Source organism: Paenarthrobacter sp. R1 (genome assembly GCF_030264015.1).
In the GTDB taxonomy this organism is placed as follows: domain Bacteria; phylum Actinomycetota; class Actinomycetes; order Actinomycetales; family Micrococcaceae; genus Arthrobacter; species Arthrobacter ureafaciens.
Genome location: NZ_CP127115.1, coordinates 1,036,214 through 1,060,772, shown reverse-complemented (window position 1 = coordinate 1,060,772; position 24,559 = coordinate 1,036,214). Strand labels below are relative to the sequence as shown.

Annotated in this window: 24 protein-coding genes and 1 tRNA gene; 13 read left to right on the top strand and 12 right to left on the bottom strand. The window is 64.3% G+C overall.

Going from position 1 to position 24,559, the window contains the following annotated elements:
* Nucleotides 1-27: 27 nt before the first annotated feature.
* Together QN084_RS05115 and htpX are read left to right on the top strand one after the other, a co-directional pair.
* Nucleotides 28-1,299 carry an MFS transporter gene (locus tag QN084_RS05115; protein WP_021472318.1) on the top strand — a complete coding sequence of 424 codons (1,272 nt, stop codon included), beginning with the start codon at nt 28-30 and terminating at the stop codon, nt 1,297-1,299.
* Nucleotides 1,300-1,407: 108 nt separating this feature from the next.
* Nucleotides 1,408-2,277 (top strand): zinc metalloprotease HtpX, encoded by an 870-nt coding sequence (gene htpX, locus QN084_RS05110; protein ID WP_021472319.1) that lies wholly within the window; start codon nt 1,408-1,410, stop codon nt 2,275-2,277.
* A 121-nt stretch (nt 2,278-2,398) separates the two neighbouring features.
* Here the strand turns inward: htpX and QN084_RS05105 are convergent, their stop codons facing one another.
* Nucleotides 2,399-2,890 carry a YajQ family cyclic di-GMP-binding protein gene (locus QN084_RS05105; protein ID WP_021472320.1) on the bottom strand — a complete coding sequence of 164 codons (492 nt, stop codon included), beginning with the start codon at nt 2,888-2,890 and terminating at the stop codon, nt 2,399-2,401.
* A 177-nt stretch (nt 2,891-3,067) separates the two neighbouring features.
* On the opposite strand from QN084_RS05105, the gene QN084_RS05100 reads away from it, so the two are divergent.
* Together QN084_RS05100 and QN084_RS05095 are read left to right on the top strand one after the other, a co-directional pair.
* The gene (locus QN084_RS05100; protein ID WP_021472321.1) at nt 3,068-3,334 is read left to right on the top strand and encodes a hypothetical protein; all 267 of its coding nucleotides are present in this window, start codon (nt 3,068-3,070) and stop codon (nt 3,332-3,334) included.
* A gap of 130 nt (nt 3,335-3,464) precedes the next feature.
* Nucleotides 3,465-3,546, top strand: a tRNA-Tyr gene (locus QN084_RS05095).
* A 99-nt stretch (nt 3,547-3,645) separates the two neighbouring features.
* On the opposite strand, the gene QN084_RS05090 is transcribed toward QN084_RS05095, so the two are convergent.
* Both QN084_RS05090 and QN084_RS05085 read right to left on the bottom strand, forming a co-directional pair.
* Complete coding sequence (locus QN084_RS05090; protein ID WP_069695813.1) at nt 3,646-4,404, bottom strand: potassium channel family protein; 759 nt, start codon at nt 4,402-4,404, stop codon at nt 3,646-3,648.
* Nucleotides 4,405-4,451: 47 nt separating this feature from the next.
* Nucleotides 4,452-4,667 carry a hypothetical protein gene (locus QN084_RS05085; RefSeq protein ID WP_021472323.1) on the bottom strand — a complete coding sequence of 72 codons (216 nt, stop codon included), beginning with the start codon at nt 4,665-4,667 and terminating at the stop codon, nt 4,452-4,454.
* Between the two features lie 172 nt (nt 4,668-4,839).
* Between QN084_RS05085 and QN084_RS05080 the strand changes: the two genes are divergently transcribed.
* Complete coding sequence (locus tag QN084_RS05080) at nt 4,840-5,385, top strand: acyl-CoA thioesterase (protein WP_069695812.1); 546 nt, start codon at nt 4,840-4,842, stop codon at nt 5,383-5,385.
* Nucleotides 5,386-5,423: 38 nt separating this feature from the next.
* Here the strand turns inward: QN084_RS05080 and QN084_RS05075 are convergent, their stop codons facing one another.
* Genes QN084_RS05075 through QN084_RS05065 form a run of 3 tightly spaced genes read right to left on the bottom strand, consistent with a single transcriptional unit; the run spans nt 5,424 to nt 7,840 of the window.
* Entirely contained in the window at nt 5,424-6,224 is an 801-nt protein-coding gene (locus QN084_RS05075; protein WP_069695811.1) for an ABC transporter permease subunit, read from the bottom strand.
* Nucleotides 6,217-7,173 (bottom strand): ABC transporter ATP-binding protein, encoded by a 957-nt coding sequence (locus QN084_RS05070; RefSeq protein WP_139126844.1) that lies wholly within the window; start codon nt 7,171-7,173, stop codon nt 6,217-6,219. Before QN084_RS05070 ends, QN084_RS05075 begins: the two co-directional genes overlap by 8 nt.
* A complete protein-coding gene (locus QN084_RS05065; protein ID WP_083261949.1) occupies nt 7,139-7,840 on the bottom strand; it encodes a TetR/AcrR family transcriptional regulator in 702 nt (233 codons plus the stop codon). Before QN084_RS05065 ends, QN084_RS05070 begins: the two co-directional genes overlap by 35 nt.
* 233 nt (nt 7,841-8,073) lie before the next feature.
* Between QN084_RS05065 and QN084_RS05060 the strand changes: the two genes are divergently transcribed.
* Entirely contained in the window at nt 8,074-9,846 is a 1,773-nt protein-coding gene (locus QN084_RS05060; protein WP_069695809.1) for an SGNH/GDSL hydrolase family protein, read from the top strand.
* Between the two features lie 83 nt (nt 9,847-9,929).
* Nucleotides 9,930-10,310 carry a thioredoxin family protein gene (locus tag QN084_RS05055; protein ID WP_021472329.1) on the top strand — a complete coding sequence of 127 codons (381 nt, stop codon included), beginning with the start codon at nt 9,930-9,932 and terminating at the stop codon, nt 10,308-10,310.
* An 84-nt stretch (nt 10,311-10,394) separates the two neighbouring features.
* Here QN084_RS05055 and QN084_RS05050 read toward each other — a convergent pair whose 3' ends face one another.
* Both QN084_RS05050 and QN084_RS05045 read right to left on the bottom strand, forming a co-directional pair.
* The gene (locus tag QN084_RS05050; RefSeq protein WP_021472330.1) at nt 10,395-10,673 is read right to left on the bottom strand and encodes a putative quinol monooxygenase; all 279 of its coding nucleotides are present in this window, start codon (nt 10,671-10,673) and stop codon (nt 10,395-10,397) included.
* 99 nt (nt 10,674-10,772) lie between these two features.
* Entirely contained in the window at nt 10,773-11,747 is a 975-nt protein-coding gene (locus QN084_RS05045; RefSeq protein ID WP_069695808.1) for a DNA-3-methyladenine glycosylase family protein, read from the bottom strand.
* A gap of 133 nt (nt 11,748-11,880) precedes the next feature.
* Between QN084_RS05045 and QN084_RS05040 the strand changes: the two genes are divergently transcribed.
* From QN084_RS05040 to QN084_RS05015, 6 genes are all read left to right on the top strand, one after another.
* Entirely contained in the window at nt 11,881-12,273 is a 393-nt protein-coding gene (locus QN084_RS05040) for a VOC family protein (protein ID WP_021472332.1), read from the top strand.
* A 65-nt stretch (nt 12,274-12,338) separates the two neighbouring features.
* Complete coding sequence (locus QN084_RS05035) at nt 12,339-13,724, top strand: cystathionine beta-synthase (RefSeq protein ID WP_069695807.1); 1,386 nt, start codon at nt 12,339-12,341, stop codon at nt 13,722-13,724.
* 50 nt (nt 13,725-13,774) lie between these two features.
* Entirely contained in the window at nt 13,775-14,944 is a 1,170-nt protein-coding gene (locus QN084_RS05030; RefSeq protein WP_069695806.1) for a cystathionine gamma-synthase, read from the top strand.
* A 4-nt stretch (nt 14,945-14,948) separates the two neighbouring features.
* A complete protein-coding gene (locus tag QN084_RS05025; RefSeq protein ID WP_069695805.1) occupies nt 14,949-16,238 on the top strand; it encodes a glycosyltransferase 87 family protein in 1,290 nt (429 codons plus the stop codon).
* A 38-nt stretch (nt 16,239-16,276) separates the two neighbouring features.
* Nucleotides 16,277-16,810, top strand: a complete 534-nt coding sequence (locus QN084_RS05020) for a winged helix-turn-helix transcriptional regulator (protein WP_021472336.1) — start codon at nt 16,277-16,279, stop codon at nt 16,808-16,810.
* A complete protein-coding gene (locus tag QN084_RS05015) occupies nt 16,807-18,144 on the top strand; it encodes an MFS transporter (RefSeq protein ID WP_021472337.1) in 1,338 nt (445 codons plus the stop codon). Before QN084_RS05020 ends, QN084_RS05015 begins: the two co-directional genes overlap by 4 nt.
* 57 nt (nt 18,145-18,201) lie before the next feature.
* Here QN084_RS05015 and QN084_RS05010 read toward each other — a convergent pair whose 3' ends face one another.
* The 4 genes from QN084_RS05010 to QN084_RS04995 are packed head-to-tail and all read right to left on the bottom strand — an operon-like array spanning nt 18,202 to nt 24,495.
* A complete protein-coding gene (locus tag QN084_RS05010; RefSeq protein WP_069695804.1) occupies nt 18,202-21,294 on the bottom strand; it encodes a glycoside hydrolase family 2 TIM barrel-domain containing protein in 3,093 nt (1,030 codons plus the stop codon).
* Nucleotides 21,294-22,220, bottom strand: a complete 927-nt coding sequence (locus tag QN084_RS05005; protein ID WP_069695803.1) for a carbohydrate ABC transporter permease — start codon at nt 22,218-22,220, stop codon at nt 21,294-21,296. Before QN084_RS05005 ends, QN084_RS05010 begins: the two co-directional genes overlap by 1 nt.
* Nucleotides 22,217-23,164 carry a carbohydrate ABC transporter permease gene (locus QN084_RS05000; protein WP_069695802.1) on the bottom strand — a complete coding sequence of 316 codons (948 nt, stop codon included), beginning with the start codon at nt 23,162-23,164 and terminating at the stop codon, nt 22,217-22,219. Before QN084_RS05000 ends, QN084_RS05005 begins: the two co-directional genes overlap by 4 nt.
* Nucleotides 23,161-24,495, bottom strand: a complete 1,335-nt coding sequence (locus tag QN084_RS04995) for an ABC transporter substrate-binding protein (RefSeq protein WP_069695801.1) — start codon at nt 24,493-24,495, stop codon at nt 23,161-23,163. Before QN084_RS04995 ends, QN084_RS05000 begins: the two co-directional genes overlap by 4 nt.
* Nucleotides 24,496-24,559: the final 64 nt, after the last annotated feature.

Genomic DNA, 24,559 nt, shown 5'->3' with positions numbered 1-24,559 from the left:
GTCTGCGTGACTGGTTAGGGTTACACCGTGGCAAAACTCCTGGCAGACATCACTCCCCTGAAAGAGAGCCCGGCTTTCCGGCGGCTGTGGCTGGGAGCATCGGTGGCTGCCATCGGCACCCAACTCACGCTGGTGGCCGTCAGCCTGGAGGTCTACCGCCTCACCCAGGAAAGCTTCTACGTAGGGTTGCTGGGGATCTTCGCCCTGGTGCCGCTGGTCATTGCCGGGCTGTACGGAGGATCGGTGTCCGACGCCTACGATCGCCGCAAAGTGGCCCTCGCGGCATCCCTGGTCTTGTGGGCAACCACTGCCGGCCTGGCGTTGCAGGCGTGGCTGGAAGTCGGCAACATCTGGCTGCTCTACGCCCTGGTGGCCGTGCAAAGCGGTGCGCAGGGGATCAACGGCCCGGCCCGCAGCGCCATCATTCCCCTCCTGGTCCGGAAGGACCTGCTCCCGGCCGCAAACGCCTTGAACATGCTGACCTTCGGGTTGTCCATGACCGCGGGCCCGCTGTTGGCAGGTGTCCTGGTGGCAACCATCGGCTTCGGCTGGACGTACACCATTGACGTTGTCAGTTTCACCTTCGCTTTGTGGGGACTCTTCAAACTTCCGCCCCTGCCGCCGTCCAAGGAAGCCCTGCGCCCCGGGCTCCGCTCGGTGTTGGAAGGCTTCCGGTTCCTGGGTACCCGGCCCAACGTCCGGATGACATTCATCATCGACCTCATCGCCATGATCTGTGCCCAACCGCGGGCTTTGATGCCCGCCATCGGAGCGGTCATGATCGGCGGCGGCGAAACCACCGTAGGCGTCCTGCTTGCAGCTACGGCAGTCGGTGCGTTCCTGGCAGGGCTGTTCTCAGGGCCGCTGGGAAGGGTCCGGCGGCAGGGGGTTGCGGTGGTGGCGTCCGTGGCGGGGTGGGGTGCTTCCATTGCAGCGTTCGGCGGTGTGGTCCTGTTGGCAGGGGATTCCGGGCGCGATGGAGTGACGCTGTGGCTGATCCCCGCTGCGGCATGCTGTGCGCTCGCAGGGATCTCGGACTCCGTCAGCGCCGTCTTCCGGACCACCATCCTCCAAGCAGCCACACCGGACCACCTTCGCGGAAGGCTGCAGGGCGTCTTCATTGTGGTGGTTGCCGGCGGTCCACGCGTAGGCGACATGCTGGCCGGCGGAGTCACCCGGTTCCTCAGTGAAGGGGGAGTGCTGCTCATTGGCGGCGTCCTGTGCATGGTCCTTGCGTGGGGTGCTGCCCGGCTGCAACCAGGCTTTGTGGCGTACGACGCCAAGCACCCGCTACCGTAGCCCGAGCAGCCCGGCGGTTGGTGCGGGCCGTACGGAACATGCCAACCGGCGTCGGCGTTTATCACTACAGAACATCAACAAACGGGCGACGAAAGCGAAAGAACAACCGTGCACAAACACAACAATGGACTCAAAACCGCAGCACTCTTTGGTGTCCTGTGGGCTGTGCTGTTGGCTTTGGGCGCCCTCATCGGCGCTGGCACCCGCAGTTCGGCGCCCATCTGGATCATGGCACTGGTCGGCGTGGCCACCACGGCCTACGGCTACTGGAACAGCGACAAGATCGCCATCAGGTCCATGGCCGCCTACCCCGTCACCGAAGCCCAGGCGCCGCAGCTGTACCAGATAGTGCGGGAACTCTCCGTGCGGGCCAACCAGCCCATGCCACGGATCTTTGTTTCGCCGACCATGACACCCAACGCCTTCGCGACGGGCCGCAATCCAAAGAATGCCGCTGTGTGCTGCACCGAGGGCATCCTCCGCATGCTGGATGCCCGGGAGCTGAGGGGCGTCCTGGGCCATGAGCTCATGCACGTCTACAACCGGGACATCCTCACATCCTCGGTGGCCGCCGCTGTGGCGGGCGTGATCACGTCCGTGGGCCAGATGCTGCTGTTCTTTGGCGGTGGAGACCGCCGTAACGCGAACCCGATCGCGACGATCGCCATGGCGTTGCTGGCGCCCTTCGCAGCGTCCCTGATCCAGATGGCCATTTCGCGGACCCGGGAATACGACGCCGACGAGGACGGTGCCGAGCTGACCGGAGACCCCCTGGCGCTCGCGTCGGCGCTGCGCAAGATCGAATCCGGGGTGACGCAATTGCCGCTGCCCCAGGACCAGCGCTTGGTGAACGCCTCGCACCTCATGATCGCCAACCCCTTCCGGGGCGGAGGAATGCGGCGGATGTTCTCCACGCATCCGCCCATGGCTGAGCGGATTGCGCGACTGGAGCGAATGGCCGGGCGGCCGCTGGGCTAAGTTCCCTTTCGGGTTGGCCGTAGACGCTGGGCAGCCTTAAAACCACTGCGCAGCCTTAAACAGGGAAAGCCGGGGCCCCTTGCCCCGGCTTTCCCTGTTTACTGCGTGAGCTGCAGAAGTACTAGCTGCGGAAGTTCACAAACTGCAGGTCGGCTTCCTCGAAGTTCTTGAGGATCGCCATCGTGGCCTGCAGGTCATCACGGGACTTGGAGGTCACGCGGAGTTCGTCGCCCTGGATCTGGGACTTGACGGACTTGGGCGCTTCGTCGCGGATGATCTTGTTGATCTTCTTGGCGATGTCCTGCGCGATGCCTTCCTTGATGGTGCACTCAAGGCGGAATTCCTTGCCCGACGGGTAAGGCTCGCCCTGCTCAAGGGACTTGAGCGAGATGCCGCGCTTGATGAGCTTGGACTGGAAGACGTCCAGGACGGCCATGACGCGGTCTTCGGAGTTGGCCTTCATGAGGATCTTCTCGCCGCTGAAATCGATCTCCGCGCCGACGCCCTTGAAGTCGTACCGCTGGGCGATTTCCTTCTGGGACTGGTTGAGCGCGTTGGCGACCTCCTGCTTGTCCACCTTGCTGACGACGTCGAATGTTGATTCGCCTGCCATGACTCTCCTTAGGTTGGGGGCCCGGTAAGGGCGGTTTGCCTGCCAATAAGCCTAGTACGTATGCGGGATGTTGGAGCCGGGAAACCCTTTCACAGTTCGCTCACAGCACACGCCCGGTGGGAACCGAGCAAGCTGCCCGAGAGTTGTACCTGTTGGTTAAGCCACCCGGAGGTAAGCATGAACAGCAAGGCCGTCCACTACGTCAGCAAGTCCGCTTCGGCTGCGGCCGGTTCCATCGGAACTGCGGCGGTTGCAGCAGCCAGTGCCGTTGCAGCGGCGGCCGTTGCAGCCTCGATCGTCCTGAGCCCCGTACCGGATGCTACGGCCCGTATGGACGGTGTCCGCGCGGACTTGCAGAAGGCGGTCGAACTGAACCAGATCACGGCCGAACAGGCGGCCCGGTTCGAGGCCAAACTCGCTGGACGGATCCTCGGGGAAGCCTGATAAACCAAGGGAATCCGGTCTGTTGGTTCCCGATTAGATTCTTGGCCGGAAGTTCTGTAAGGTTGTCTCTGCCTTCGGTTACCGGATCGAAAAGAAACGGTCTTCCGGAAGTGATCTTCTTTCGAAGTTCGGCAGATTACCCGAGCGGCCAAAGGGGGCTGACTGTAAATCAGCTGGCACTGCCTACGGGGGTTCGAATCCCTCATCTGCCACCCAACGGGAAATCCCCGGAACCACTGGTTCCGGGGATTTTTTGTTGCCCCAGGGGGGTTCCGTCGGGGCCTAAGTGGCGACTACGCGGGCCACCAAGCTCAGCGGCTCTCCGAGATCTTCCGGAGTTCCGCGATCTCAAGCCGCAGGGCAGCGATTTCGGTCACCAGGTCAGCCACCTCAGCGCGGACAGGTTCCTCGGCAGCGGCTGCTCGCTCTCCGGCGGCGGCTGCGACGTCCTCGGCGTTCTCCTCGATACGCTGAACGAGCCACGAAGCGATGGACGCCGTCACGATACCGAGGACGGCGATGCCACTCATCATGAGGGCTGCGGCGACGATCCTGCCGATGGGAGTCACCGGGTAGAGGTCTCCGTAGCCAACGGTGGTGATGGTGGTGACAGCCCACCACGCGGCGTCGCCGAAGGTCAGGATCTTGGCGTCAGGGGCGTTCTGCTCTACGTCCAGCACGGCGAGCGCGCCGACGAGGATGAGCATGGCCGCCGCGCCGGCAACATAGGTGGCCACCCGGCCGCGGAGGGTTTCACCAACGGTGCGCTGCAGGACGGACAGGAGGGTTACCAGCCGCAGCAGCCGGAGGGGCCTGAAGAAGGGGAGCACCACGATCAGGAGTTCGTGGAGGTTCCACAGGAACCATCGCACTCGGTCTTCGGCCAGCCAGAGGTTCACGACGTAGTCAAGCGCGAAGATGCCCCAGGTGATCCACAGGATTACCTCGAAGGGGAGGGTCGCAGCACCATTGACGCGACCGATGACCTGCCAGGCGTAGGCGGTGAGGAAGATCAGTGCCGTGGCCATGAGGGGCCACTCGACGAGGTCCCGGTATCGCGCTTGTGTCATACGGGAATACTAGTCAGCATGGGCAGTTCCGCCCGGAATGAACTCCATCAGGCTGCGGTGGTCTCCAGCCAGTAGCCGTCCAAGTGGTGAATCAGTTGCCGCCCCAGCCCGCCCTTAAGCTGGATCCACAAAGTGCTGCGATCATCGGTCATGCCGTCAATGGTTCCTTCAATGCGGTTTCCCCTGGCATCGCGGAGGGCGACCTCCTGGTGCGCGTCCAGATGCGGCCAAAGTTCGCCGGCGGTTCTGGTTTGGTCGTTCAATAGGGTCTCCTCGAATTGCTGAATGGTCACAGGGTTTGTCGTTATTCTGCATGCTTTCGGTAAACCGGCGGTAAACGTATGTGCAATCGATGGACATAAAGCCGGCAGCAGAAGGGCGTCCATCATGCGGTCGGCCCCCACACGGCAAGTTACTCATGGGTAACATGGACCCATGCACCTGCTTCTCCGCACCATCATGCTGCTCTTCACGTCCGCCAAAAGGTCCCCGCTCTCTGCTTGGGGTACGTCCTCGCTGCCCATGCGTGTCCTGCCCACCGACATCGATATCGCCTTGCACGTCAACAACGGCATGTACTTCTCGTTGATGGACCTCGGCAGGTTCGACCTCATGGTCCGCAGCGGAACGTGGCGCAAGATGCGCAGGAAGGGATGGAGCCCGGTGGTGTCAGGGGAGACCATCTCCTTCCGGAAATCCCTGCAGCTCTGGCAGCGCTACACCATCGAAACCCGCATCATCGGTTTGGACTCACGGGCCATTTACCTAGAGCAGCGCATGGTGGCAGACGGCGAAATCTACGCCCGCGCCCACATTGCCACCCGTTTCGTAGCCAAAGGCAAGCCGGTCAGCCAGGAAGAAATCATCGCCGAGTTCGGAGAGCCACCGGCAGTTGTTGAACTGCCCGACTGGATCCACGAATGGCGGGAAAACAACGCCCTTCCGGGTGCCCGTCGGCCCGCTCCACACGTCTGGCACTAGAACCCGCGTCCAGGTGCCGACGTTCTCTCGTGCAGGTGCTAGACCCCCACATCCCGGCGCTGCAGGGCCGCCGCGCCCACGGCGACCAATCCTGCGGAGATGGCCAGCAGCCATGCGGCAACTCCCCAGTCGGCCCCGTTGGCCACCGGCGAGTTGCTGTAGGCCCAGTGGTAGGGCGAGAAGTTCAGCAGCCATTCAACGTTTGAACTTTGCCGGCCCACGGCGTTGAAGACATACCCGAGGACGGCAACGGCCGCACCCCCCGCAATCCCGTAGACCTTCCGCCCGGTCATCGCCCCCACGCAGAGGGCGGTGGTGCCGGTCAGCAGGGCAAGTCCGGCGAACAGCACCACGGCCCCGGTGAGATGCCCGACGTCGATATCCAGTTTGGCGGGTTCGTTCAGAACCAGCACCAGGGCGAAAACCAGCAAGGACAGAGCGGCAACGCGGACCACCAGGGCGGCAGCACGTTCGAGCACCACTTGGGCGCGGGTCACGCTGTGCGCAAGCGTCAGTTCCAGCAGGCCGGATTCTTCGTCGCCGCCCACGGCCCCCGCACCCCAACTTACGGACGCCATGGACATGAGCAGGAACCCGATCAATCCGAACAAGGTGGCCTGGGTGTATCCGGGGCCGGAGGCGATCTGGTCGTAATTGAGGGCCTTGGTCATGCCTTCGGGGAGCGCGTCGATCATCTGCTGCATCTGCTCGCTGCCCCCGATCGACGGGTAGAGCGGCAGATACAGCATGATCGCGCCGGCGAGTCCCAGGGCCCACGCGAGGGTGGAGCGCCAGGAGTCCGTCAAGGCCTTGGTGAAAAGCGGCAGCGGCTTAGACATGGCGCACTTCGTTCCGGGCCGGCGCGGGCGAAGCTTCGGTGTATAGAGTCAACACGGCTTCCTCCAGGTCCGGCTCATCAAGGACCAGGTCCGTCAGGTTGATCCGGGCCAGTTCCCGCACCAGCGGCTGGACATTGCCGGACAGGGTGGCGGTGGCTTCCAAGGCTCCGGCCGAATCCCCGGGCACGTCGCGGATTGCCACATTGGCAACGCCCGGCACCCTGGCCAGCAGCGCGCCGACGTCGTGCGCTTCAGCTCCGGCCACCCGGAACCTTAGCTTCCGGAGGGCGGCATCCCGCAACGCTTCCACCGTGGAGGTGGTGACGATGCCGCCGTCCCGGAGTATCGCCACCGAGTCCGCTGCCTGCTGGACCTCGCTGAGCACATGGGAGCTGAGGAAGACGGTGCCTCCCTCGGCTACGGCCTCCCGGACCATTGCGTGGACCTCCTGCTGGACCAGCGGGTCCAGGCCGCTGGTGGGCTCGTCCAGGATGAGCAGCTCGGGCCGGTGCATGAACGCCTGGAGCAAGCCCAGTTTCTGCTTGTTGCCTTTGGACAGTTTGCGGGTCTGCCGGTCGAGGTCCAGGTTGAGCCGGTCGGCGAGTGCGTCCACGTGCCGGGAATCCACGGGGCCACTGATCGCTGAGAAGTGTTCCACCACCCGGCGTCCGGTTGTCCGGTTTTCCAGGTGCAGCTCTCCGGGCAGGTAGCCGATCCTTCGGCGCAGTGCAGGGCCGCCGTAGCGCGGGTCTTCGCCGAGCACGGAGATGGTACCTGCGCTGGGGCGGATGATGTCCAGCAGGCAGCGCATGGTGGTGGTTTTCCCGGCACCGTTGGGGCCGATGACTCCGAACACCGTGCCGGCGTCGATCGTGAAGTCCAGGCCGTGGAGGACTTCGTGGTGGCCGAACTTCTTACGCAACCCCTGGACGACTATCGCGTGGTTCACGGGGCATGCTCCCTTCAGGTTTGCGGGTTTGCAGGACTTCGCGGGCGGCATCGAGGAAACGGGTATCGGCGTACAGGCCGTGGGTGTAGATGTCCAACGCGGCAAGCGTGAGTTTCCTGAGCATTTCCGGCCCGATTCCGTGCGGCCCGGTAACGGGGGCGCCCAGGGCCCGGGACGCATGGCGGCCCAGCATCAGGAGGGACAGGCTGTTGGAAGCGATGACGACGGCGACAGCCCGGAGGTCGTCAACCTCGCGGATGGTGCCGGCTTGGATTCCGGAACGGAGGATGTCCTCGGTTTGGCTGACGACGGCATCGAAAAAGGCATCGCCGGCCTCGGACTCGTCGCTCAGCGTCCGGCGTATATAGGTGATTTCGCTGGCGTAGTGGTCCGGATGGTCCAGGTAGTCCTGGATGAGGAGCCGCGTGGCGTCAGGATCCGTTTTTTCCTTGCCCTGCCCTGCCGTTTGGCGCAGCACGTGCTGGTCGCAGGCTTCCCGGAGGGCGGCTTTGCTGCCGAAGTGGTGGATGACCAGGCCCGGGCTGACTCCTGCCTGGGCGGCTACCGAGCGGATGGTGGCGCGGGAGAATCCGTCCCGTCCGAAGAGGACGATCGCTGCGTCCCGGATACGCGCCCGGGTGGTCAAGTCATCCGCGACTGAACGCATGTTCCACATGTTAAACAGCTGTTTAGTGGCAAACAAGATGCGGAAAATAACGATGTGGCAGCATCGGCCGCGTCGTGTGGCGCGTCGAATCCGCCGTCGAAGATACTTGCCTGACTGTTTCCGTTCAGGGAAGCAGGGACAAAACATCCCGCAAGGGTTTTTCATGGGGTAGCGGTATGCGTTTTTCAGGGTCTCAGCCAGGCGGATTTGGAGCTAAATCCTCCGTCGCGGCAATGGTGTGTTTCGTGCTGGCCTGCCTGTTCGGTGCCTCATCCGCGGCGCAGGCGGCCCCCGCCCGGGTTCCCCTTGCCACACCTACGGTCGGCGGAGCGATCGGCCACCTTTACAACACCAGTTCCTGGGCACGCAGTGTGCTCCTTCGCCCCACATCCGCGGAAGAGTGCACGGCGTCCGGATGTATCCAGCGGTTCGCCGGGGGAGACATCGCCTGGTCGGCACGGACGGGTGCGCGCGTGGTGGTCAACGGACCCGTCAGGACTGCGTGGTGGGATAGCGCAGGCCCGGACGGTTACCACGGATACCCCACCACGGACACCGCCATCGGGTTGCGCAACGGTGGTTCCAAGCAACTGTTCGAACGCGGCGCCATCACATCCTCACCGAGCCTCGGTGCCCAGCGCACGACGGGCGCCATCCACATGGCCTGGCTCAGGACGGGCTCGGAAAACGGATACTTGGGCTACCCCGTCACGGGAGAACGTACGGGACTGCCCGACGGCGGCGTGTACCAAGCGTTCGAGCGCGGCTTCATCGTGTGGTCGCCGGGCACTGGAGCACATCCTTCCATGGGTGCCATCCGTGAGCGCTGGCGGCAGTCCGGGCTGGAGCGCGGAGAACTTGGCTACCCCACCTCCGATGAATCCCTCGGACTCCGCAACGGGGGCGCCGCGCAGCAGTACCAGCGCGGGACCATCGTGTGGTCGCCCGGCACAGGCGCCAAGATCCTCACCGGTGCCATCAGGAACTACTGGTCTGCCACCGGAGGCCAGAACGGGGCACTGGGATACCCCGTCAGTGAGGAATACCGGCAGTCCACGTTCGTATACCAACAGTTCCAAGGCGGAACCGTGTACTGGTCTGCGGCTACGGGCGCCCATTCCACCACCCATGGGGACATCCATAACCGCTACGTTTCCCTGGGCGGAGCGGCCGGGACCCTCGGACTGCCCTTGACTGACAAGCTTCCACGCGCCGGTGGCCTGGTCCAGCAGTTCGTCAACGGCTGGCTCGTGTGGGGTCCGGCCACCGGAGCCCGGATCGTCGGCCACCCAACATACAAAGTGTGGTCGCTAAACCCGGGTGATTTCGGCTGGCCATTGAAGGACACATGGACGGACGCGCGTGGTGCCCACGTTGCGTTCCAGAACCTCGAAACCATCTGGAATGACGCCACCGGGGAGCTGTATTCGGCTGAAGCCGTGGACGCGTCCACGGTGGTGTTCCTGGGGGACTCCCAACTGGACCTGGATTCCTGGGGTGAACAGGGTGCGCGCGCCAGGGGGTATACCCGGCAGGTGGTCCGCAGCATCGGGGGAATGGGTTACGTTTCCAGCAGCCCACTGGTGGGCGGCTCGGGGACGGATGCTTTGATCGGGGACCGGATCCTGTTGCCGCAAGGCAATCCCGGCCTGGTGGTGGTGACGCTGGGCGGTAACGACGCCAGGATTTTCGCCTCCGATGCCGCCATCCTCTCCCAGGCAAACCGTCTGTGGGACGAACTCCGCCGCAAGTACCCGCGCAGCACCATCCTGGTCAACGGGGTGCTGTCGCGTTACGACGGCAGCCACTTCCAGCGCCGATGGGTGGACGGCCTCCTGACCCGCGAAGCCGCACTGCGGGGTTGGCCGCGCGTCTCGATGGCAGGGACGGCGACCATTGCAGGCGCTGACGCCAATTACCTGGATGGCGTGCACCTGAACCAGACGGGCCACAACAAGGTGGCACCGCTATACGCCTCGGCCTTGAAGCTCGTACTGGGCAAGTAGGCCCGTTTATTCCCCGTGACGCGGGAAGCGAACAGGGGCCGGCTCCACGGGACATCGCGTGCGGGGTCGCGTACCGTGGAAGCATGGCTACAGTTGACATCACTGGAGAACAGTTCGCATCGACCATTGAGGGCAATGACATTGTCCTGGTGGATTTCTGGGCCGAATGGTGTGGCCCGTGCCGCCAGTTCGCGCCCGTCTACAAGGCGTCGTCGGACAAGCACTCCGACGTCTTCTTCGCAAAGGTGGATACCGAAGCTGAGCAGCAGCTCGCCGCCGAAGCCGGAATCACGTCCATTCCCACCCTGATGGCTTTCCGTGAGAAGGTCCTGGTGTTCTCGCAGCCGGGCGCCCTCAACGGTCCGCAGCTGGAGCAGGTCATCGAGGCCGTGAAGGGCCTGGATATGGAAGAAGTCCACGCCCACGTTGCCAAGCAGCGCGCCGCCCAGGCCGAGGAAAACTAGGCCCCACGTTCACGAACAGCGGGAAATGCATCGAGGTCGCCGGAAATTTCCGGCGACCTCGATGCATTTCAGCGAAAGTGGGGGTCAGAGGCGTTCGAGCTGGATCGGCTCGGCCAACAGCGCGCTCAGTGACTCGTTCAAATCCTGGACGGCAGTTCCCTTGGAGTGCTTGTCCAGCAGTTCCTCGGACTCCCATCGCTCAGTCAGCACGAGCTTTTCTTCAGTTGCTTCGGTCAGTTCGTAACGGATGCAGCCGGGCTCGTTGACTACCTCGTCAATCGCGATCTCAAGGGCGAGCTTCACGCGGAAAAATTCGCCTTCGTTGGGGATGAACGTGGCTTTCAGGTCGATGGGTTCACTCATGCGTCCCACCCTACCGGGAGGATGCGCTCACCTTGCGCTGTTTACGGCTCTGTTGCGGCGGGGGCTTGGAGCAGGCTTTGTACCAGTGGAAGCGACGGCTCAATGGGCGCGGTGGTCCTGGACAGTCATCCGCGGGCCGAACGTGGGCTTGCGGAAACCGCTCAGGTACAGCATGCGTACCAGCCGTTGCCTGTGACCCTGCCACGGCTCCAGGAGTTGGAGCATTCCGGCGTCATCGGTCTTGCGGCCGGTCAGGGCGTATCCGACGTAAGCCGCCAAGTGGTAGTCCCCTACGGAGATGGAATCCGGGCAGCCATGGGTACGTTGCACCACTTCGGCCGCCGTCCAGACCCCGATGCCGGGAATCGTCTGCAGTTTGGCTCCGGCTTCCGTCGCGTCCAGCCCGGCCAGGCGTTCAAGTGCGACGGCGGACTGCAGCGCCCGCATCACGGTTGCCGAACGCTGCGGGCCTACTCCCGCTTTGTGCCATTCCCACGAAGGCACGGCCAACCATTGCCGCGCAGTGGGTGGAACAAGCAGGCCTTGCGGGGCCACGCGACCGGGGGCTTTGGTTCCGTAACGGTACATCAAATACCTGTAGCCGCGTCTGGCCTCCAAGGTGGTGACCTTTTGTTCGAGGATGGTGGGCACCAGCGAGTCAACCATCCGCCCGGTGGACGGCAGGCGCACAGCCAGGTTCCGGCGTCGTGATTCAGTCACCAGCCGCGGAAGGGTGGAATGGAAAGCGGGTTCGTCGAAGGCGGACCAGTCGTCCCCGGCACCCAACAACCGGGGGACGCCGGCGATCGCTGCTTCAGCGCCCGGGCCCCAGGCCTGCGCATCGACGAATGAATCCGCGCCCAAACCCCCGGCCGAGAGCCGCAAAGTCACCGGCCCGGACGCCGTGGTGAAGGCAAGCCAGAAGCCGCTGGGGTGGACGGCGAAAGAAGGGTCTCCGTTGCCGCGCTGGAGCGGAAACAGCGTCTGGTCGAGGCGGTATGCGGCACCCGGATGCCACCTCAGCGATGCGTCCGCCGCGGCCGCGACGAGCGGCGGGGCTTCTGCAATGGTCATGTTTTCATGGTCCCACGACCCGCTGACATTTCGCTCCACGGGGCCTTACAGTCGTTGTCCGCCGAGGCTAGACTCCGTGATGTGGCGCGGGTGGGCCGCGCCCCAAATCCTCAAAAGACAAGGAGCACGGACCATGGGCGGAGTTGTGCATTTTGAGATTCCCACGGAGGACAGGGAACGGGCGAACTCGTTCTATGCAAGTGCTTTCGGCTGGAACCTGAGCCCCATGCAGGGGATGGACTACACCATCGCCCTCACTGCTGAATCAGACGAACAGACCGGGGCACCCAAGGAGTCCGGCGTCATCAACGGAGCGCTGTTTTCCCGCACCGACACCCTGAAGAGCCCCATTCTTACCATCGACGTTGATGACATCGACGCCGCGCTGGCCCACGTGGAACAGTCCGGCGGTTCCGTGGTCCAGGGCAAGGACGCCGTGCCCGGAATGGGGTACTACGCGTACTTCAAAGACACCGAGGGCAACATCCTGGGGGTCTGGCAGACAGACGCGTCGGCCGGAAGCTGAGCGCGGAGGCTTCGTGGGCGTTGCCCGGTCCGGCGGTGCAGCGGGCAGACGGTAACTTTGTACCTATGAAGTACGCCCAGTCCGTGTTGGACCTCATCGGCAATACGCCCCTCATCAAGCTCAACCACGTGGTGGAAGGCATCAAAGCCACCGTCCTGGTGAAGCTTGAATACATCAACCCGGGCGGCTCCATCAAGGACCGCATCGCCGTGAAGATGATTGAGGATGCCGAGAAGGACGGCCGGTTGAAGCCGGGCGGCACCATCGTGGAACCGACGTCCGGGAACACCGGTGTGGGCCTTGCGCTGGTAGCCCAGCAGAAGGGCTACAAATGCATCTTCGTCGTCCCGGACAAGGTGGGCGAGGACAAGCGTGCCGTCCTCCAGGCCTATGGCGCCGAGGTCGTGGTGACGCCAACCGCCGTCGCCCCTGACAGCCCGCAGAGCTACTACGGCGTGTCCGACCGCCTGGTGCGGGAGATCCCGGGCGCTTTCAAGCCCGACCAGTTCTCCAACCCGGCCGCGCCCGGCAGCCACTTCGAATCCACCGGCCCGGAGATCTGGCGGGACACCGACGGCCGCGTGACCCACGTGGTGATCGGTGCAGGAACCGGCGGCACCATCACGGGTACCGGGCGGTACCTCAAGAAGGTTTCGGCGGACCGTCCGCAGTCCGAGGGCGGCCCGGTCAGGATCATCGGCGCAGACCCGGAAGGCTCGGTCTACTCAGGCGGAACGGGCCGTCCCTACTTCGTCGAAGGCGTTGGCGAGGACATGTGGCCGGACAACTACGACCGTTCCGTCCCGGACGAGGTCATTGCCGTCTCCGACGCCGACTCGTTCGCCATGACCCGGCGCCTGGCCCGTGAGGAGGGCCTCCTTGTGGGCGGTTCCTCCGGCATGGCGGTGGTGGCGGCGCTGCAGGCAGCCAAGGACCTGGACGAATCCGCCGTCGTAGTGGTCATCCTTCCCGACTCCGGGCGCGGCTACCTGGCCAAGATCTTCAATGACCAGTGGATGCGCTCCTACGGCTTCCTGTCCGGCGGCGAAGAAGCCTCGGTGGGCGAAGTCCTCAAGTCAAAGACGGGGGAAATGCCGGACCTGGTCCACATCCACCCGAACGAGACCGTCCGCGACGTCATCAACATCATGAACGAGTTCGGTGTCTCCCATATCCCGGTCCTGTCACAGGAACCACCCGTAGTGATGGGCGAAGTGCTGGGTGCCGTGGACGAACGCAGCCTCACCAGCAAACTGTTCCGCGGCGAGGCCAAACTCACGGACAAGATCTCCGAACACATGGGCGATCGGCTGCCCGTCATCGGATCCCTCGAAACCATTTCCGCCGCGCGCGAGCTGCTGTCCGACGTCGACACCGTGATGGTGACGTTCGTCGGGGCTCCGGTGGGAATCCTCACCCGCCACGACCTCCTGGCCTACCTGAGCAACTAGCGCCGATCCCCAGCACTGTCGCCGATCCCAGCACTGACAAAGGAGCTTCCATGTCTGCCAACAACACTGCAGGTTTCAATACCCGTGCCGTCCACGCCGGGCAGGAATTCGAGCCTCGCACCGGTGCCGTGGTGCCGCCGCTGCACTTCAGCACCACCTACGCCCAGGACGGCATCGGCGGACTGCGCTCCGGTTACGAGTACGGCCGCGGCGGCAACCCCACCCGCGACGCGCTGCAGGAGCAGCTGGCCGCCCTCGAAGGCGGAACTGCCGCTTTCTCCTTCGGCTCGGGACTCGCCGCCGAAGATTCGCTGATCCGCGCCATCGCCCGTCCGGGCGACCACATCGTGCTGGGCAATGACGCCTACGGCGGGACGTACCGGCTCATCAACCGGGTGCTCGGCGACTGGGGGATCGGCAACACCCCCGTGGACATGTCGGACCTTGACGCTGTAGCCCGCGCCGTGGCCACGAACAAGACGCGCATCGTGTGGGTGGAAACGCCGTCCAACCCGATGATGAAGATCACGGACATCGCGGCGCTCGCCGAGGTAGCCCACGACGCCGGGGCCCTCCTGGTAGTGGACAACACCTTCGCGTCTCCCTACTTGCAGACGCCGCTGGCCCTGGGGGCCGACGTCGTGGTCCACTCCACCACCAAGTACATCGGTGGCCACTCCGACGTCGTCGGCGGTGCAATCGTGGTGAAGGATGCTGACCTGGCGGAGAAGATCGGTTTCATCCAGTTCGCCGTCGGTGCGGTCTCCGGGCCGATGGATGCTTTCCTGACGACACGCGGGCTCAAGACCCTTGGTGTCCGCATGGACCGCCACAGCGAGAACGGGCAGGCTGTGGCCGAGTGGTTGCTGCAGCGTCCCGAGGTTGAGGCTGTGCTGTACCCGGGGCTCCCGGACCACCCGGGCCATGACCTCGCAGCCAAGCAGATGAAGAAGTTCGGCGGCATGGTGTCCGTGCAGTTCAAGGGCGGTGAGGCAGCTGCGCGCAAGGTGGCTGAATCAACGTCCGTCTTCACGCTGGCCGAATCCCTGGGCGGCATCGAGTCCCTCATGAACTACCCGTCGGAAATGACGCACGCCTCAGTGAAGGGCACGGAACTGGCAGTACCGGTGAACCTCCTGCGTCTGTCCTGCGGCATCGAGGATGCCGAGGACCTGATTGCCGACCTTGAACAAGCCTTCGCCAAGATCAGCAACGGCTAGGGTCGTGTCGGCAACAACAAAACCCGTGGTCTCCTCAACGCGGCGCGGATGGATCCTCACCAGCGCAGCCGCTTTCACGCTTGCCGTCGCCATATGGTTCCTCTACACCGATTACGAGCCGTTCCTGAATGACTTCGAGGTCTATTACTACGGCGGTGGCAAGGTCCTTGAGGGCGGAGATCTCTACGCAGTCCGCGACGGCCTGCCGTTCACCTATCCGCCGTTCGCCGCGCTGTTATTCACGGGTTTGGCCGCTTTGGGCTTCTTCGGTGGCAGCCTCGTCTTCATCCTCGCGGCGTTGCTGGGGGCGGCTACTGTGGCAGCATGGCTGGCCCGGCACTACTTCTTCGGCCTCACTTCATGGCGGGTGGCGTTCGCGGACTATCGGTTCCGGACCACTGCGTTGCTGGGAACGGGAGCTATCCTGCTGCTGGGTCCATGGCGGGACACTTTCGTCTTCGGACAGATCAACATCGTCCTGATGGGAGTCATCCTTACCGACTTCGCCTTGCACGGAAAAGCCCGGGCAGGTTTGATCCGGTGGCCGGCCGGCTTGTTGATCGGCATGGCTGCGGGCGTGAAGCTCACGCCCCTGGCGTTCGGGCTCTACTTCCTGGTGCGGAGGGATTTCAAGGCGCTGGCCTGGATGGCGGCCGGGTTCTTCGGCTCGATTGCCTTCGCGTGGGCCATCCTGCCGCAGGCGTCAGTGGCCTTCTGGACCAAGATCCTGCCTGACACCGGGCGGATCGGGGGACCGGGTTATGTGGACAACCTCTCCTTGAAAGGGCTCCTCCTTCACTTCGGCATGCCGGACTCGTCCATGACCAGCCTTGTGTGGCTGGCGCTCTCCCTGGCACTGACCGTCCTCGCCGCCTTGATCATCAAGTGGGCAGTGGCCGTGGAGGAGAACTTCATTGCCGTCTCCACCACCGCCATCCTCATGCTCCTGATCAGCCCTGTTTCCTGGTCGCACCACTGGGTTTGGGTTGCCGTGGCGCTGCCGAGCATGGCCTTCGCCATGCACAGGGTCCCGTCAAGGAGTGGTCGCATGAGGATCGCCGGCTGGGTCATTGTGGTCTTCTCGACTATCGCCTTCTACATGACGCCCAAGAACCTGGCGGTCTGGGCCGGCGCTGCCGAATGGGGCAAGGATCCGCAAACGCAATGGCAGCTGATGGTCTCCAGCCTCGGCGTGGCCTGCGGGATCGCGATGCTGGTCTACTGGGCTTTCGCCTACCATCCTGCCCGGGCTGGACTGAGGAACGCGGCTGCTCCCGCCGTCGGAAAGCAATAGCCTAGCTTTCTTTAGAAAAGTCAGCTACATTTCTGCTCATGCCATTGCGTTCTGACTGGTCTGCCCGGTCCTGTAGCCTTGCCCGCGGCCTCGATGTGCTCGGCGATCCTTGGGGAAGCCTCGTCCTGCGCGAGGTCTTCTTCGGAAACGGCCGGTACGACGCCATCAAGAAACGCCTCGAAGTAGCGGACAACGTCCTCAGCAAGCGGCTGGCCTCGTTCGTGGAGGCCGGCATCCTTGCCCAGCGCCCCTACAAGGACGGCAACCGGACCAGGCAGGAATACGTCCTCACGCCCAAAGGCGAGGACACCCTTCCGGTCCTGAACGCGATCATCATCTGGGCCGAGAAGCATATGGATGCCCCGGACGAGGTCTCGCACATGCGCGTCATCCACACCGGCTGCGGCAAACCGACCTCCTCAGCCGACACGTGCACCCAGTGCGGCGCCCGCCTCACAGCCGCCAATACCAGCTGGCACAGCCTCAAGCGCAGCGACGGCCCGGTATCCCTCGCCGTCGCCCCCGACAACGCGCATGTGGCCCCTGAAGACGTGAAAGAGATCCGAGCATGACCGCTCCCGACACGACCAAGACCGTTCCCACCGGCAGACGCCGCCGCCTGCACCCCGCGTGGATCGTCGCCGCGGTTGCGTTCCTAGCCTTGGTGGGGGCGGCGGGCTTCCGGGCTGCGCCCGGGGTGCTGATGGTGCCGCTGCAGCAGGAGTTCGGCTGGTCCACCACGGTCCTGTCCTTGGCCGTGAGCATCAACCTGGTGCTCTTTGGCCTGACCGCGCCCTTCGCAGCCGCGCTCATGGAACGCTTCGGAATCCGCAAAGTCACGGCGATCGCGCTGTGCCTCATTGGATTGGGCTCGGCGCTGACGGTCTTCGTGAACCAGTCCTGGCAGATCCTCCTCACCTGGGGCCTGCTGATCGGTCTGGGCACGGGATCCATGGCGCTCGTCTTTGCCGCCACCATCGCCAATACGTGGTTTGCCAGGAGCCGGGGCCTGGTGATCGGCATCCTGACTGCGGGCAGTGCCGCCGGGCAGTTGGTCTTCCTGCCCTTCATTGCCTTGCTGGCGCAGGACCCCGGGTGGCGCGGGGCCTCGCTGCTGATTGCCGCAGGCGCGCTGGCGGTGGTGCCGCTGGTACTGCGGTGGCTGCGGAACTCACCCGCCGACGTCGGGGTGTTGCCTTACGGGGCTGAGCAAGAGTCCGCAGAAAGTACGACGCCGGTCCCCGCCCCCGCGGCGAGCGCTGCGGTCCCGGTGGACTCGCCGAATGCTGCCGTCCGTGCGCTCCAGGTCCTCAAACGGGCCAGCAAAGTCCGCACGTTTTGGGCGTTGGCTGCCGGCTTCGCCATCTGCGGAGCAACCACCAACGGTTTGATTGGAACGCACTTCATTCCGTCAGCGCACGACCACGGGATGCCCGAGACCACAGCGGCAGGCCTGTTGGCCGTCGTCGGAATCTTCGACATCGTGGGAACCATCGCGTCGGGGTGGCTGACCGACCGTTTCAACCCGCGGGTCCTGTTGGCCGTCTACTACCAGTTCCGTGGAATCGGGCTGCTGGTGCTGCCGCTCCTGCTGGGCTCAACGGTGGAGCCGAGCATGATCATCTTCGTGGTGGTCTACGGCCTTGACTGGGTGGCCACCGTGCCCCCGACGGCGGCCATCTGCCGGCAGGTGTTCGGGGCAGACGGTTCCGTGGTGTTCGGTTGGGTGTTCGCCGCGCACCAACTGGGCGCAGCAGTGGCGGCCTTGCTGGCCGGCTACATCCGGGACGCCACCGGGCACTACAACTACGCCTGGCTGGGGGCGGCCGCGATGTGCACGGTGGCAGCGGTGATCAGCGCGACGATCCGGAAGGATGCTGCGCGGAAGGAACCCGCGGCTGTTTGACCGGGCTGCGGGGCCGCCCTGCGTTCTTCAAAGAACGCAGGGCGGCCCCCGCAATGCCTAGCGGGACGCCTCCGAGATGCGGAAGACCAGCGTCCTCGCCTCCGGCCGCAGCATGAAATCGGGCCACACATCAGGTCCGCAGGCCCGCGAGCCGAGCCCGTGCTGGGCGGCGTCCAGGTAGAGGTAGCTTTCCTCGCCGGGCGGCAGCTCGTGGGGGTGGGCGGCTGCCGAGACCTGCTGGGCCGTGTGCCGGGACAAGGTGAAGCCCGGCAGGCGGCCGCGTGAATCGGCTACTGCTTCAAGCTCCAGCCACGGGGAGCCGGACTGCTGCAGCTCCAGGCGCCGGACCGCAGAGCGATGGCCTGTTTCCTGCGGCTTGGCGTAGGCGACGGACAACTCCCCGATGCCAGCACGGTAACTTCCCACCAAGGCCGAATGGAGGCTGTCAGGGTAGGACTCCCGTGGTCCTGCCCCGAACCAGGCGGCACCGTCAACGGTTCCGGGCAGATCGAACCGGACTCCCACCCTGGGCCACACCAGATCCCACCCCGAACTTGGCTCGATGTCCAGGCGCAGCCAGAGACCGTCGTCCGCCAGTTGCCACTCTTCGGCAACGGACACCCAGTGGGCACTATTGGCCGCGGCATACTTGGTCCGGACCTGGACGCGGGCCTTGCCCGCTGCTGCAGACTCAACCCTGCCTACCAGTCGGTCCAGGCCCTCCGCACGCCACATGGCCTCCATCGAAGGGGCCGGGACGCCGTTGCCGTTGTTGGACCATGGGTCTGCGAGGTCGTAGCTTCCGCGGCCCGCTCCGGCGTCGTTGTCCGTCGGTGCGCGCCACAGCTCAAGGCGGGGTCCCGAGACCGCCAGCCCGGCCAGTTCAACCAGGCTGCCATGGTCAAAGCGGGCAGGCCCCACGGAGAAGCTGCCGGCCATGGCGGCCGCGGAGAGGGAAGCAGCCGGAAGGGGCCGCGGCGTGGACGGACGTTTGAACGTGCCGCCGAGTTCCACCTGTGCAGCCGAGATGACGTGCCCGGCCTCGGCCCATTCGGTGTCCTTGCGCAGTACCACCTCGGCCGTGAACCACTGTTCTCCCTCGTCCGCGGAGATAGGTTCCGGAAGATCAAAGCGTGCTGATTCGCCCGGTGCCAGCGGGGTGCCCGTGGCGGAAACAACGTCGAACTCGCCCGAGGAGGTCAGCTTGCCGTCCGTCTCACACCGCCATCGGATGACGACGTCGGACGCGTCAGCCGAGTGCCGCACATTGGCGAGCGTCAGGACCCGGCCAGGGCCGCCGTCGTGCTTTTCCGGGGAGAAGCCCAAACGGAGGGGAGCCACAATCTGCTTGTACTCGAAGAGCCCCGGGCTGGGCGTGGAATCGGACAGGACCATTCCGTCCATCACGAAGTTGCCGTCGTGGACCACCTCGCCGAAATCGCCGCCGTAGGCGAAAAACTCCGTTCCGTCGGCTGCCCGGGTGCGGATTCCATGATCCCGCCACTCCCAGACGAAGCCGCCGTGCAAACGCGGATACCGGTCCACCAGGTCCTCGTACTGGTCGATCGCGCCGGGGCCGTTGCCCATGGCGTGGACGTATTCGCACAGGATGAAAGGCTTGGTGCGCTGGCCGGCGGACTCGGCGGCGGAACATCCCAGCAACAGGGACCCGGCGTCGTCCCGGCCAATGGATTCGGTCTCCGGAACGGATGAGTACATCCGCGAGTAGACGTCCGTGTAAGCGCCGGTGTAGTCACCCTCATAGTGGACCGGCCGGCTGGTGTCCCGGGCATGGGTCCACGCGGACATGGCTGCGAGGTTGGAGCCGGTGCCGGACTCGTTCCCCAAGGACCACATGATGATCGAGGCGTGGTTCTTGTCCCGCTCAACCGTGCGCTCCATCCTGTCCACAAGGGCTTCGCGCCACGCGGGATCGTCACTGGGATTACCTGCCCAGCCCTGCGCTTCAAAGCCGTGCGTTTCAAGATCACACTCCAGGACCACCCAAAAACCCAACTCATCCGCAAGATCCAGGAGGCGCGGATGGGGCGGGTAGTGGCTGGTACGGATGGCGTTGACGTTGAACCGCTTCATCATGGCCAGGTCCTCGCGGGCGAACGCCTCATCGAACACCCGGCCCCTGTCCGGATGGGTCTCGTGGCGGTTCACCCCGTGGAACACCACCCGGCGGCCGTTGACCAGGAAACGGTCGCCGCGGATCTCCACCGTGCGGAAACCCAAACGGAGGGAAACCGTCTCCGCCCCGCTGCTGACGGTGGCCGAATAGAGCCGCGGCACCTCTGCCGACCAGGGTTCGACGGCGGCGATCACCACAGGGGCGACGTCGGCCGGGGAGTCCCACAGGACATCGACGTCCAGCTCAGGCACGCTCAGGCGGATCGGGAAAGCCTCACTGGCAGCGACGATTTCCGGGTCGATTGTTCCCCCGCTGTCCGCCCGGTAACCGGTGCGGAGCCAGACGTCGTCGATGCCGCCGTGGGGCCTCGCCTGCAGTGTGACATCCCGGAAAATGCCCGGCATCCACCATTGGTCCTGGTCCTCCACGTAGCTTGCTGCCGACCACTGGTGGACCCGGACAGCGATCAGGTTGGTCCCTGCGCGCACCGCCTCCGTGACATCGAATTCCTGCGCAAGCCGGCTTCCGGTGCCAACTCCGATCTCTGCCCCGTTGATCCACACTTTGTAGCGGGACTCGACGCCGTCGAAGCGAAGGACAATGCGTTGGGCATCGTTCCAGTCCTCGGGGATCTCAAAGGACTTCCGGTAGTCGCCGGTGGGATTCGCATCCGGAACGAACGGCGGATCGATGGGGAAGGGGAACTGCACGTTGGTGTAGATGGGCCGTCCGTAGCGGCCGTCACCTTCAAGGACCCAGTGCGCGGGAACCGCGATCTTGTCCCACGTTGAATCGTCCAGCTCTTCGGCTGCTACGCCTGCCTGATCCTCGCCTTGCGGAAGGACACCCCTGCCGCCCGGGGTACCCGGAGCCCCGGGCAGAAGGCGGAAACGCCACTGCCCGTTCAGTGACAGTGTTGGTGCGTCGGTATGCAGCCACGAGCGGGCGGGCAGCCGACGACCGGATCCGGGGCCGGTATCCGTGACGTAGCCAGCGACTGGGGAATGGGTCATTACTTGACGGCTCCTTCTGTCAGCCCGCCGCGCCAGTAGCGCTGCAGGACAACCATTGCGATGCTGAGCGGGATGATGGACAGCAGCACCCCGCCGGTGGTCAGTTCGTAGAATTCGGGCAGGCGGTCCACTTGGCTCAGCCAGTTGTTCAGGCCGAGCGTGATGGGATACAGCTCTGAATCGGACAACATGACCAGTGGCAGGAAGTAGTTGTTCCAGATGCCTACCAGCTGGAACAGGAAGACAGTGACCAAAGCCGGAGTCAGTACTTTGAGGCCGATCGTATGGAAGATCCGCAGCTCACCTGCCCCATCGATCCTGGCCGCCTCGATCAGTGCCGTGTCCACGGTGGCTTCGGCGTAGATCCGGCACAGGAAAAGGCCAAACGGTGAGACCAGGGAGGGCAGCAGGACACTCCAGTACGTGTTGGCCAGTCCCATTTGGCTGAAGAGCAGGAACAGCGGCAGGGCAGTGGCCGTTCCGGGCACCAGGACTCCGCCGAGGATGGTGCCGAACACCAGGTTCCGCCCGCGGAATTGGTACTTGGCCAGGGCGTAGCCGCCCGCCGCGGCGAAGTAGGTGGCCAGGAGCGCGCCCACTCCAGCGTAGATGGCCGAGTTCAGGAACCAGCGGCCAAAGATGCCGTCGTCATAACTGAGGACTTTGGAGAGATTTTCGGTCAGGGCGAAGGTGGGGGCGAACCAGAATCCGTTGGTGGAGAAGAGGTCTGCGGTGGACTTGGTGGACGCTACGAATACCCAGTACACGGGGATCAGGAAGTACAGGGCGGCCACTACCAGGATCGCCGTGACGATGATGGTGGATGAACGACGGCGGCCTGCCGTGCGGTCCGTGCCGGTGGCCGGCCGCTTGGCCGCCTGCCGTGGCGGTGCCGACGGTGTTTTGCTGGTGGTTGCTGTGGTCATGAGGACTTCCTGTTCGTGAATGCGAGGAAGGCGAAGGACAAGGTAAAGGCCGCGACGGCGATGATGACGGACTGCGCTGCGGCGACGTTGTAGTCGTTGTAGGCGAACGCGGTGGTGTAGGCGCTCAAGTTGGGTGTGTATTGGCTGTCAATTGCCGGCGCGACTGTTTTCAGGACCTGGGCCTCGGCGAACAGCTGGAGGGTACCGATGATGGAGAAAACGGTGGTCAGGACCAGTGCGGGGCGGATCAGGGGAAGCTGGATGCTCCGCGCGACCCGCCAACTGGAAGCACCGTCCACTTTTGCCGCCTCGTAGAGCTCACCGGGGATCGCCTTCAATTGGGCCACGATGATCAGCATGTTGTACCCGGTGTAGCTCCAGGTGACGATGTTTGCGATGGACCACAGGACGCTGTTGGCGCCGAGGAAATCCGGGGTTATGCCAACGATCTTTGCGGCATCGAACAGGGGGCTGAGTCCCGGGACGTAGAGGAAGGACCAGAGGATGGTGGCAATGACGCCGGGAACGCCATAGGGCAGGAAGTAGGCCGCGCGGAAGAAACCGGGCCAGCGGGCTGACGCGGATTCGAGCAGCAAAGCCAGGAAGGTGCAGAGGACGATCATCACCGGCACCTGGACGACGCCGAAGAGCAGCATGCGGCCAATTGAGGCTATGAAAGCGCCATCGCCCAATGCCAGGGCATAGTTCGAGAACCCTGCGAACCCGCTGGTGACACCGGCTTCGCCGAAGAGGCCGCTGCGGGTGACCTTGGTAAAGCTTGAGCCGATGGCGGCCAGGATGGGCAGTACGAAAGTCAGGGCAAAGAGAGCCAGGAAGGGAGCCAGGAGGAGCCAAGGTGCCCTGGCCGCCGCGCCGTTCCGGCCGTTCCGGGGCCTGTCTGTCCCTCTGCGTTCGGCTGTGGGGGCAGTACGGGTGGTCGTCATGCCGCTTCCTTCCGGATGGTGAGGCCTTTGTTCTTGAAGACCGTGATGATCTGCTGTTCGGCGGCAACTACTGAATCCACCAGGCTGGTTCCGAACGCCTTCTTGCGGAATCCGTCGCTGAGGATGTTGAAGGGCTGCTGGGTGACCGGCCACCAGGACCATTCGGTGTTCTGCTGCCGGGTGGCCGGTACGAAGACTTCCTCGTTGTACCGCTGGCCGCCGAAGAAGGCCGAAGGCTTTTGTCGATCAGTTCCGATGAACTCCGGGTTCGGTGACCACCCGATGCCGCTGTTCTTGATCTCGGCGTCGATTCCTTCTTTGGACGTGGTGAGCCATACCGCGAATTCAAGGGCTTCCTTGGGGTGCTTGCTGTTGGCCAGGACTGCCGCCGTGGAACCCCCGAGGTAGCTGGACCCGTATCCGTCGCCGCCCCACGTGGGCATGGGGGCCACCCGCCATTTTCCGGAGGCTCCGCTGACCCCCTCAATGAGGGCGTCTCCCCAGCTTCCGGTGACGGTGGAGGCGATTTTTCCTTTGGCTGCCGCGGCGAACCATGCCGGCGAAAAGGCGCCGTAGGCCGTGTTGACGATGTCGTCGTCGATGGCCCTGTCGAAAAAGCGGGCAGTGTTGAGGGTGGCCTCATCGGTCATGTTGATGACCCAGCCGTCTGTTTCCGGCCGCAGCCAGACGGCCCCGGCCTGTGCTGCATAGGAAGCGAACGGTGAGGCGTCGCTGATCGGGAAGCAGTCAATGTAGACATCCTTGGCCCGGAGCTCCTTGCCGATCCATGCCCAGTCGTCCCAGCTTCTTGGCAGGGCCCCGCCGACGGCTTCCAGCACAGCAGGCTGGTAGAACAAGGCCATGGGGCCGGAGTCCTGGGGAATGCCGTAGACTCCGCCGGCATAACTCACCTGGTTCCAGAGGGTCTTGTCGTAAAGATGCGCGTGTTCCTGCGCGCCATAGCGGGACAGATCCACGAGTCCGTTCACCAGGAGGAACTCAGGAATGGACCGCAGTTCCACCTGCGCCAAGTCGGGGCCGCCGCCTGCGGCAAGCGCTGAGTACAGCTTTTGGTATCCACCCGAGTTTCCGCCGGGAATCCAGACCACCTCCACCTGTATCCCGGGGTTCTGCGCATTCCAAATGTCTGCGACCTTCTGAAAGTCCTTGAGCCAGGCCCAGTAGGTGAGCTTCACCGGTCCGTTCGCGGGCGGGATGGTGGCCGCTGAGTTGACGGACTGTGTGCCGGGGGTAGCGCAGCCTGCCATCAGCCCCATGGCGGCAGCCCCGAGGCCGGTGCCCAGCAGTTGTCTTCGCGTGAGAAGGGTCATGTGCCTTCACCTCTTTGTGTCGGTTCCTGAGGCCGTTGAGCGTTCAAGGAAGCTCATCCGACGG

Coding starts and splice junctions, on each gene's coding strand:
- QN084_RS05005 (WP_069695803.1), bottom strand. CDS start 22,220: ATGACCACAGCAACCACCAGCAAAACACCGTCGGCACCGCCACGGCAG.
- QN084_RS05050 (WP_021472330.1), bottom strand. CDS start 10,673: ATGAGTGAACCCATCGACCTGAAAGCCACGTTCATCCCCAACGAAGGC.
- QN084_RS05010 (WP_069695804.1), bottom strand. CDS start 21,294: ATGACCCATTCCCCAGTCGCTGGCTACGTCACGGATACCGGCCCCGGA.
- QN084_RS05030 (WP_069695806.1), top strand. CDS start 13,775: ATGTCTGCCAACAACACTGCAGGTTTCAATACCCGTGCCGTCCACGCC.
- QN084_RS05100 (WP_021472321.1), top strand. CDS start 3,068: ATGAACAGCAAGGCCGTCCACTACGTCAGCAAGTCCGCTTCGGCTGCG.
- QN084_RS05090 (WP_069695813.1), bottom strand. CDS start 4,404: ATGACACAAGCGCGATACCGGGACCTCGTCGAGTGGCCCCTCATGGCC.
- QN084_RS05105 (WP_021472320.1), bottom strand. CDS start 2,890: ATGGCAGGCGAATCAACATTCGACGTCGTCAGCAAGGTGGACAAGCAG.
- QN084_RS05080 (WP_069695812.1), top strand. CDS start 4,840: ATGCACCTGCTTCTCCGCACCATCATGCTGCTCTTCACGTCCGCCAAA.
- QN084_RS05065 (WP_083261949.1), bottom strand. CDS start 7,840: ATGCGTTCAGTCGCGGATGACTTGACCACCCGGGCGCGTATCCGGGAC.
- QN084_RS05035 (WP_069695807.1), top strand. CDS start 12,339: ATGAAGTACGCCCAGTCCGTGTTGGACCTCATCGGCAATACGCCCCTC.
- QN084_RS04995 (WP_069695801.1), bottom strand. CDS start 24,495: ATGACCCTTCTCACGCGAAGACAACTGCTGGGCACCGGCCTCGGGGCT.
- QN084_RS05000 (WP_069695802.1), bottom strand. CDS start 23,164: ATGACGACCACCCGTACTGCCCCCACAGCCGAACGCAGAGGGACAGAC.
- QN084_RS05015 (WP_021472337.1), top strand. CDS start 16,807: ATGACCGCTCCCGACACGACCAAGACCGTTCCCACCGGCAGACGCCGC.
- QN084_RS05045 (WP_069695808.1), bottom strand. CDS start 11,747: ATGACCATTGCAGAAGCCCCGCCGCTCGTCGCGGCCGCGGCGGACGCA.
- QN084_RS05020 (WP_021472336.1), top strand. CDS start 16,277: ATGCCATTGCGTTCTGACTGGTCTGCCCGGTCCTGTAGCCTTGCCCGC.
- QN084_RS05040 (WP_021472332.1), top strand. CDS start 11,881: ATGGGCGGAGTTGTGCATTTTGAGATTCCCACGGAGGACAGGGAACGG.
- QN084_RS05075 (WP_069695811.1), bottom strand. CDS start 6,224: ATGTCTAAGCCGCTGCCGCTTTTCACCAAGGCCTTGACGGACTCCTGG.
- QN084_RS05055 (WP_021472329.1), top strand. CDS start 9,930: ATGGCTACAGTTGACATCACTGGAGAACAGTTCGCATCGACCATTGAG.
- QN084_RS05060 (WP_069695809.1), top strand. CDS start 8,074: ATGGTGTGTTTCGTGCTGGCCTGCCTGTTCGGTGCCTCATCCGCGGCG.